The organism is Acidovorax sp. GW835-FHT14B10, from assembly GCF_058793725.1.
In genome coordinates this window covers 140,074-147,509 of record NZ_JBXAGC010000009.1, presented here as the reverse complement: position 1 = coordinate 147,509, position 7,436 = coordinate 140,074, and the positions used below count along the sequence as shown (strand labels likewise).

Below are 7,436 nucleotides of genomic sequence, written 5' to 3'. Positions count from 1 at the left end.
GTGAAACGACTTTGCGCCGATGATAGTGCGGGTTCCCGTGTGAAAGTAGGTCATCGTCAGGCTCTTACAGCCCAGAACGCCCCACTCAGCCATTGAGTGGGGCGTTTCTGCTTGGGGGCGGCAAATATATTCGTGTTTCATGGAGGCGGGGGAACTGTCCGCACACGGTAATGCAACTTCAAGATATTTTGTATTCACAAGGGTTTGGTACCCGTCGTGTTTGCGCGGGCCTGGTTCAGCATGGTTGGGTGGAGACTGCACGCCTGGATCAAGGCGCCCCTTTTGGCCCTTGTAGGGATGCATCGCTGGATTTCGATACCGCTGATCTGCGTTTGCGGATTCAAGGGGTGGAGTGGCAGTACCACGCCAAAGCGTATGTGATGCTGCACAAGCCTGCAGGCACCGAATGCTCGCAGAAACCGTCAACTTACCCCAGCATCTACACCTTGCTGCCAGCGCCGCTGCGGCAGAGGCCGTGCAAGAGTGCTATCCAAGGTGTGCAGGCTGTCGGTCGTCTTGACCAAGACACGACGGGTCTGCTGTTGCTCAGTGACGATGGGCAATTCATCCATCGCATGAGTTCACCTAAAAAGCATGTTCCGAAGGTATACCGGGTAACGGCCAAGCATCCGGTGGACGAATTGCAAAGGGCAAAATTGCTGGAAGGCGTGGTGCTCGACGATGATCCCAAACCCGTGCGGGCCGCTGCGTGCACAGTAGTGGACAGCCATAGCCTTGATCTCACCCTGACGGAAGGCAAGTACCACCAGGTCAAGCGCATGCTGGCTGCTGTGGGCAATCGGGTGGAGCAATTGCATCGCTCGCGCATTGGCGCGCTGGACCTTCCCTCTGAGCTTGCGCCCGGACAGTGGAAATGGTTGTCTGATGAGGATCTGTTGAGGCTGACCTCCTTGTCTTGAACTCATGTCTGCAGGGCAACGTCAGGCGAGACCGTCATTTCGTTGGCTGCGTTTCTGCTGAGATTGCCCATTTCATGCGTGGCCAGCACGCGCATTTTTTATGCCTTGGGTTGAATGCACGGGGTTGCGCAGCGCTAAACTTCCTCGCAGCTTTGAAAGTGGGTTCCTGTGAAGATTTTTTCTTATGTGTGCGGTTGCACCACGTTGGCATGGTTCACGTTGTCTTTCGCCCATGCGGCAACGCCTGCCCCTCCCCCTGTTTTTGTTCTGAATTCGCTGGACGCCAATGTCAGCGTGATCGATCCTGTGACCTGGACTGAAACCGTGCGAATTCCCACAGGAAAGGAACCGCACCATCTGTACCTGACCCCGGACGAAAAATCGCTGATCGTTGCCAATGCCCTGGGCGACACCCTGACCTTTGTGGATCCGAGAACGGCGCAGGTGCAGCGCACGGTCCGGGGCATCGTCGATCCCTACCATCTGCGTTTCACGCCCGACATGAAGTGGCTCATCACGGTGGCCAACCGGCTCAACCATGTGGACTTTTACCGCTGGGACGGAAGCGAGCCTGTGCTGGTGAAACGCGTGGCCACGTCTCGCACACCCAGCCATATGTGGATAGACAGCCGCAGCGCCACGGTTTATGTGTCGATGCAGGACAGCGATGAGCTCGTGGCGATGGATATCGCAACGCAAACCATCAAATGGCGCACGAAAACGGGTGCCATGCCCGCAGATGTGTATGGCAGCGGCGATGATCGGCGCCTTTTTGTCGGGCTGACGGGCGGCGACAGTGTCGAGGTGTTCGATATTTCCGGGCGCGAGCCGCACAGCATCAAAAAAATCACCACTGGCAATGGCGCCCACGCGTTCCGGGCTGCGGGAGATGGTCGCCACCTCTATGTCAGCAACCGCGTGGCCAATTCCATCAGCAAGATCGACATGGGCACGCAAGAAGTGGTGGCAACCTATCCCGTGCCAGGAGGGCCCGACTGCATGGATGTATCTGCCGACGGCCGCTGGATTTATGTGAGCTCGCGCTGGGCGCGCAAGCTTTCGGTGGTGGATACCCAGGCCGGCAAGGTGGTGCGGCAAGTGGCCGTGGGGAAGTCGCCCCATGGCGTATGGACCTTGCTGCACGCACCCCGGTGACGTGATGCACGGGGCGATCATGCGGTGGTTGGGACGGGTGGTGAATGCTTCTATTTTGATGGCTTTTAGCGCTTTACCTATAAGCGCCAATGCTCAAAATGACTGCAAAAAACCGCTCTATCTCACCTTCGACACAGGCCACATGGCGGTGGCTCCACTGATTGCGGATGTGCTGCAACGCCAGCAGGTAAAGGCGACCTTTTTTGCCGCGCAGGAACCCACCAGGCAGGGTGATGGCAGTCTCGGATCGCACTGGGCGGCATGGTGGCGCGCCCGGGGGGGCGAAGGCCACGCCTTTGCTTCCCACACCTGGAACCACGTTTACTGGCGTGCCGATCTGGGCGATGCGGCCGCACCGGCCTTCCGCGTGCGACCCTCGGCCGGTCCGCGCCAGGGACAGGAGTTCACCATGGGGGCGCCAGAGTATTGCGAAGAGCTTGCCCGTGCCGCGGATCGGCTGCAGGCCCTCACGGGCCAGAAGCCACTGCCCCTGTTTCGGGCGCCGGGTGGCAAGACATCGCCCCAGCTGCTCGCCAGCGCCAAGGCGTGCGGCTACACCCATGTGGGCTGGTCGCCGGCGGGGTTTCTGGGGGATGAGTTGCCCAGCGAAAAATTCAGCAATGAAGCACTGCTGCGCAAGGCCCTGCAAGGCATACGCAGTGGAGACATCCTGATGGCGCATCTGGGCATCTGGTCACGCAAGGACGCTTGGGCCCCTGCCGTGCTGGAGCCCTTGATTGCGGGCCTGAAGGCGAAGGGTTTTTGTTTTCACACCTTGCGGGAGCACCCGGATTACGCGCCCGGGCAGGTGCGCTGACCTGGGCGCTGTCGCAGCATTCGCTCAGCACCATGCGCAGAACAACTACAGAGGGGTGAAATGATGGAGTGGTGGGCGGATGTCTTCGATGGGGTGCAGCAGGGCTTGTTCGAGTCCATGCTGCAGCCTTTGCTCTTTGCGTTCGGACTGGGCAATCTGCTGGAAAACGGGTACGAGGCCACGGGCTGGCTGCTGGTGGGCCTGCTTCAGCTCGTGGTCATCGTGGCGGTATTCGGTCCCTTGCAGCGCTGGCGTCCTGTGGAGCCCATCACCGACCGGGCGACCATTCGTACCGACATGCTCTACACCTTGCTGCACCGGTTGGGCCTGTTTCGGGTTTTTCTGTTTTTTGTGATGACCCCGTTGACGGACATGCTGTTTGGCTCGCTTCGGGTGGTCGGTCTCAGCACGCTGCAGCTCGATGGCCTGTGGCCCGGGGTGACGGACATGCCATGGGTCAGTCTGCTGCTTTATCTGGTGGTTTTCGACTTCGTGGACTACTGGCTGCACCGGGGTCAGCACCATTTCGAGTGGTGGTGGCGGTTGCACTCCCTGCACCATGCGCAGCGCCAGATGACCATGTGGAGCGACAACCGCAACCACCTGCTCGACGACGTGCTCCGAGACACGCTTCTCGTGATCGTCGCACAGGCCATCGGTGTCGCGCCGGGGCAATTCATCGCCATCGTGGCGATCACGCAGCTCAGCGAGAGTTTCCAGCACGCCAACCTGCGCATCTGGTTTGGCCGCTGGGGTGAACGGCTGTGGATCAGTCCCCGGTTTCATCGTCGGCACCACGCCATTGGTTTTGGTCACGAAACCATCCCTGTGTTGCCGCCATCCACCCCACGGGCCGACACGGCCCAAGGTCAGCTGTCGCCCGCAGTGCGCAAGGACGTGTTGGGCGGACATAACTTCGGCGTACTGCTGCCCTGGTGGGACCTGTTGTTTGGTACGGCCGATTTCGATCTCCGATACGACCCCACGGGCGTCAGGGACCAGGTGGAGCCCGGTCCGCAGGGTCGCCTGCGTGACTACGGCAGTGGTTTCTGGTCACAGCAATGGCGCGGCCTGCTGCGGCTGCTCGGAAAGGCCTGAATCCGCGTTCAGACCGCCGGATGAACCGATTTTTGGGCAGTCAAGGTATGCTTGCCAACATGGGACTCCTGGTCGATTCTTTCTGGCGCGCGGCAGTGTATTGCCTGCGCCCCCGTGTGATCCTGCTGTCGATGGTGCCATTGCTGCTGATCGGGGTTGTGGGCGGCGCCTTGGGCTATTTCTATTGGGATGGCGCGGTACGGGGCATGCGTACATTGCTGGAGTCTTCGGCGCTGCTGGCAACCCTCTGGGGCTGGCTGCATGCCTGGGGCATCGGCGACGTGACTGCGGTGATGGCGCCGCTCCTGGTGATTCTGGTCGCCACGCCGGTGCTGGTCATGATCTCTCTGCTGGCGGTCGCCCTGCTGACGACGCCCGCCCTGGTCATCCTGGTCGCACAGCGTCGGTTTCCCCATCTTGAGCGCAAGAAGGGCGGCTCTTTCTGGGCCAGTGCCATGTGGTCCATGGGCTCCACCGTGTTGGCGCTGATTGCCCTGGTGGTGTCGGTGCCGCTGTGGCTGGTGCCGCCCTTGGTGCTCGTGCTGCCGCCGCTGATCTGGGGTTGGCTGACCTACCGCGTCATGGCGTTCGATGCCTTGGCCGAGCATGCCAGCAAGGAAGAGCGGCGGGAGATTCTGCGCAGCCACCGAGCCCGCCTGCTGGGAATAGGTGTGTTGACCGGCTATCTGGGCGCAGCGCCCAGCCTCGTATGGGCGTCGGGAGTGGTTTTTGCTGCTGCATTTTTCATACTGGTGCCGCTGGCAATCTGGATCTACACACTCGTTTTTGCCTTCTCGTCCCTGTGGTTTGCCCACTATTGCCTTGCCGCTTTGGAGCACCTGCGATCTGAGGGCAGTGCGCCATCGCCTCCGGCGGCGTCTGGCGACGATCGGGCTGCACTGGCCATTGCCGCCACGCCGGATGCACCCCCCGACACCTTCATTTCGGAGCACAAATTGCCATGAGTTCGCATATCGGTCTGATCATCGTGGGTGACGAAATTCTTTCCGGCAAGCGTGCCGACAAGCACATGCCCAAGGTGATCGAGTTGCTGTCTGCGCGCGGGCTGGCCTTGTCCTATGCCGACTATGTGGGCGACAGCCCCGAGCGCATCACCAGCACCTTGCGGCGTGCGTTCTCCACGGCCGATATCGTTTTCTCGTGCGGCGGCATCGGTGCCACGCCCGATGACCACACGCGCCAGTGCGCGGCGCGGGCGCTGGGTGTTGGGCTGGTGCTGCACCCGCAGGCCGAGGTCCTGATCCGGGAGCGCATGCAAGACACCGCACGCGAGCAGGGCGTGCCCTACGAGGCAGACCAGCCAGACAACGTGCAGCGCCTCAACATGGGCGTGTTCCCGGAGGGCGCGCGCATCGTGCCCAACCCCTACAACAAGATTCCAGGATTCAGCTGCCATGGACCCGGCGGTGGGGCCGTGCATTTTGTGCCAGGCTTTCCGGTGATGGCGTGGCCCATGATCGAATGGGTGCTGGACCACGAATACCCGCATCTTTTCCATCGGTCCCCCCAGACCGAGCGGTCCGTCATTGTCTTTGGCGCCATGGAAGCGGCGTTGACGCCGCTGATGGAGCGCATCGAGCAGGGGCACCCCGGAATCCGGGTCTTCAGCCTGCCCAGCGTCGATCATCCACAATATGGGCGCCACATAGAATTGGGCGTGAAGGGGCCTGCCACAGCGGTTCCCGCCGCTTGGGTGGACTTGCAAGCAGAATTGCACAATGTTGGTGCAAATTTCGGCCCCGAATTGGTGCGAAATTTGCGTTGAGCGTATTGCGAATGCTGATGTGCACATTTTTGGTGATGCTGCGTGCCGAGGATTCTTTGGTTTTACCCTGAATGCTCCGTCCGAGTGCAGGCATCGCATTGGCCTGGCACGCAAACTGCTTTTCGTTTGGCAGATTTTTTAACAAGCGCTTTACCCAGGAGAACCTGATGGCCAAGACCGTTGCAGACGTGATGAAGCTGGTGAAGGAAAACGAAGTCAAATTCGTGGATTTCCGCTTTACCGATACCCGTGGCAAGCAGCACCACACCACGGTGCCCGTCTCGCATTTTGACGAAGACAAGTTCGTTTCGGGCCATGCCTTTGATGGCTCTTCGATTGCCGGATGGAAGGGCATCGAAGCCTCCGACATGCAGCTGATTCCTGACCCGAATTCGGCCAACATCGATCCGTTTTTCGAAGAAACGACGCTGATTCTGACCTGCGACGTGATCGAGCCCAGCGATGGCAAGTCGTATGACCGCGACCCCCGTTCGGTTGCCAAGCGCGCCGAAGCCTATCTCAAGGCCTCTGGCCTGGGCGATACCGCATTCTTTGGTCCCGAACCCGAATTCTTCATTTTCGATGGCGTGCGTTGGAGCACCGAACCCAACCATACCTTCTACGAAATCGAAGAGTACGAAGCACCCTGGAACACCGGCTCCAAGCTCGAAGGCGGCAACCGCGGCCACCGTCCCACCCTCAAGGGCGGTTACTTCCCTGTGCCTCCCGTCGACAGCACGCAGGACATGCGTGCCGAGATGTCGCTGATTCTCGAATCCCTGGGCATTCCTGTCGAAGTGTTTCACCACGAAGTGGCGGGTGCCGGCCAGAACGAAATCGGCACGCGTTTCAGCACCCTGGTCGAGCGCGCTGACTGGACCATGCTGCAAAAGTATGTGATCCACAACGTGGCCAACGCCTATGGCAAGACCGCCACCTTCATGCCCAAGCCCTACCATGGTGACAACGGCTCCGGCATGCACGTGCACCAGTCGGTCTGGAAGGATGGCAAGAACCTGTTTGCGGGCGACGGCTACGCCGGTCTGTCGGACTTCGCGCTGTACTACATCGGTGGCATCATCAAGCACGCCCGTGCGCTGAACGCCATCACCAACCCCGGCACCAACAGCTACAAGCGCCTGGTGCCGCACTTCGAAGCGCCGGTGAAGCTGGCCTACTCGGCCAAGAACCGTTCCGCCTCGATCCGCATTCCTTACGTGGCCAACCCCAAGGGCCGCCGCGTGGAAGCCCGCTTCCCCGATCCACTGATGAACCCCTACCTGGGCTTTGCTGCCCTGCTGATGGCGGGTCTGGACGGCGTGGAAAACAAGATCCATCCCGGCGAAGCTGCCACCAAGGATCTGTACCATCTGCCTCCCGAAGAGGACAAGCTGGTGCCCACCGTGTGCCACAGCCTCGACCAGGCGCTGGAGGCGCTGGACAAGGATCGCGGCTTCCTGACCAAGGGTGGCGTGTTTTCTGACAGCATGATCGACGCCTACATTGACCTGAAGATGGGCGAAGTCACGCGTTTTCGCATGGCAGTTCATCCGGTCGAGTACGACATGTACTACTCGCTGTAATCGCCTGCCCGCAGGCCATTGCATCCCAAGGCGGCGCGAGCCGCCTTTTTTCTTGGGGCGGGCATGCAAGAGGGCAT

General features: G+C 60.6%; 7 protein-coding genes. All 7 read left to right on the top strand.

Annotation, left to right across the window (positions count from 1 at the left end):
- Positions 1-170: 170 nt before the first annotated feature.
- The 7 genes from AC1Q5S_RS09345 to glnA all read left to right on the top strand — a co-directional run bounded on the left by AC1Q5S_RS09345 (position 171) and on the right by glnA (position 7,359).
- Complete coding sequence (locus AC1Q5S_RS09345) at positions 171-920, top strand: 16S rRNA pseudouridine(516) synthase (RefSeq protein WP_492238694.1); 750 nt, start codon at positions 171-173, stop codon at positions 918-920.
- A 168-nt stretch (positions 921-1,088) separates the two neighbouring features.
- The gene (locus AC1Q5S_RS09340) at positions 1,089-2,075 is read left to right on the top strand and encodes a YncE family protein (protein ID WP_492238693.1); all 987 of its coding nucleotides are present in this window, start codon (positions 1,089-1,091) and stop codon (positions 2,073-2,075) included.
- A 58-nt stretch (positions 2,076-2,133) separates the two neighbouring features.
- A complete protein-coding gene (locus AC1Q5S_RS09335; protein ID WP_303837393.1) occupies positions 2,134-2,892 on the top strand; it encodes a polysaccharide deacetylase family protein in 759 nt (252 codons plus the stop codon).
- Between the two features lie 63 nt (positions 2,893-2,955).
- Positions 2,956-3,990 (top strand): sterol desaturase family protein, encoded by a 1,035-nt coding sequence (locus AC1Q5S_RS09330; protein WP_303837395.1) that lies wholly within the window; start codon positions 2,956-2,958, stop codon positions 3,988-3,990.
- A 47-nt stretch (positions 3,991-4,037) separates the two neighbouring features.
- Positions 4,038-4,955, top strand: coding sequence for an EI24 domain-containing protein (locus AC1Q5S_RS09325; RefSeq protein ID WP_303837379.1), 918 nt, complete (start codon positions 4,038-4,040; stop codon positions 4,953-4,955).
- The gene (locus AC1Q5S_RS09320) at positions 4,952-5,776 is read left to right on the top strand and encodes a competence/damage-inducible protein A (RefSeq protein WP_303837381.1); all 825 of its coding nucleotides are present in this window, start codon (positions 4,952-4,954) and stop codon (positions 5,774-5,776) included. The genes AC1Q5S_RS09325 and AC1Q5S_RS09320 overlap by 4 nt, the downstream gene beginning before the upstream one ends.
- Before the next feature lie 167 nt (positions 5,777-5,943).
- Complete coding sequence (gene glnA, locus AC1Q5S_RS09315) at positions 5,944-7,359, top strand: type I glutamate--ammonia ligase (protein WP_026436822.1); 1,416 nt, start codon at positions 5,944-5,946, stop codon at positions 7,357-7,359.
- Positions 7,360-7,436 lie beyond the last annotated feature (77 nt).

What these genes read in the sequence shown, in the direction of transcription:
- AC1Q5S_RS09345 (WP_492238694.1), top strand. Translation starts at nt 171, where the DNA reads ATGCAACTTCAAGATATTTTGTATTCACAAGGGTTTGGTACCCGTCGT.
- AC1Q5S_RS09325 (WP_303837379.1), top strand. Translation starts at nt 4,038, where the DNA reads ATGCTTGCCAACATGGGACTCCTGGTCGATTCTTTCTGGCGCGCGGCA.
- AC1Q5S_RS09320 (WP_303837381.1), top strand. Translation starts at nt 4,952, where the DNA reads ATGAGTTCGCATATCGGTCTGATCATCGTGGGTGACGAAATTCTTTCC.
- AC1Q5S_RS09330 (WP_303837395.1), top strand. Translation starts at nt 2,956, where the DNA reads ATGGAGTGGTGGGCGGATGTCTTCGATGGGGTGCAGCAGGGCTTGTTC.
- glnA (WP_026436822.1), top strand. Translation starts at nt 5,944, where the DNA reads ATGGCCAAGACCGTTGCAGACGTGATGAAGCTGGTGAAGGAAAACGAA.
- AC1Q5S_RS09335 (WP_303837393.1), top strand. Translation starts at nt 2,134, where the DNA reads ATGGCTTTTAGCGCTTTACCTATAAGCGCCAATGCTCAAAATGACTGC.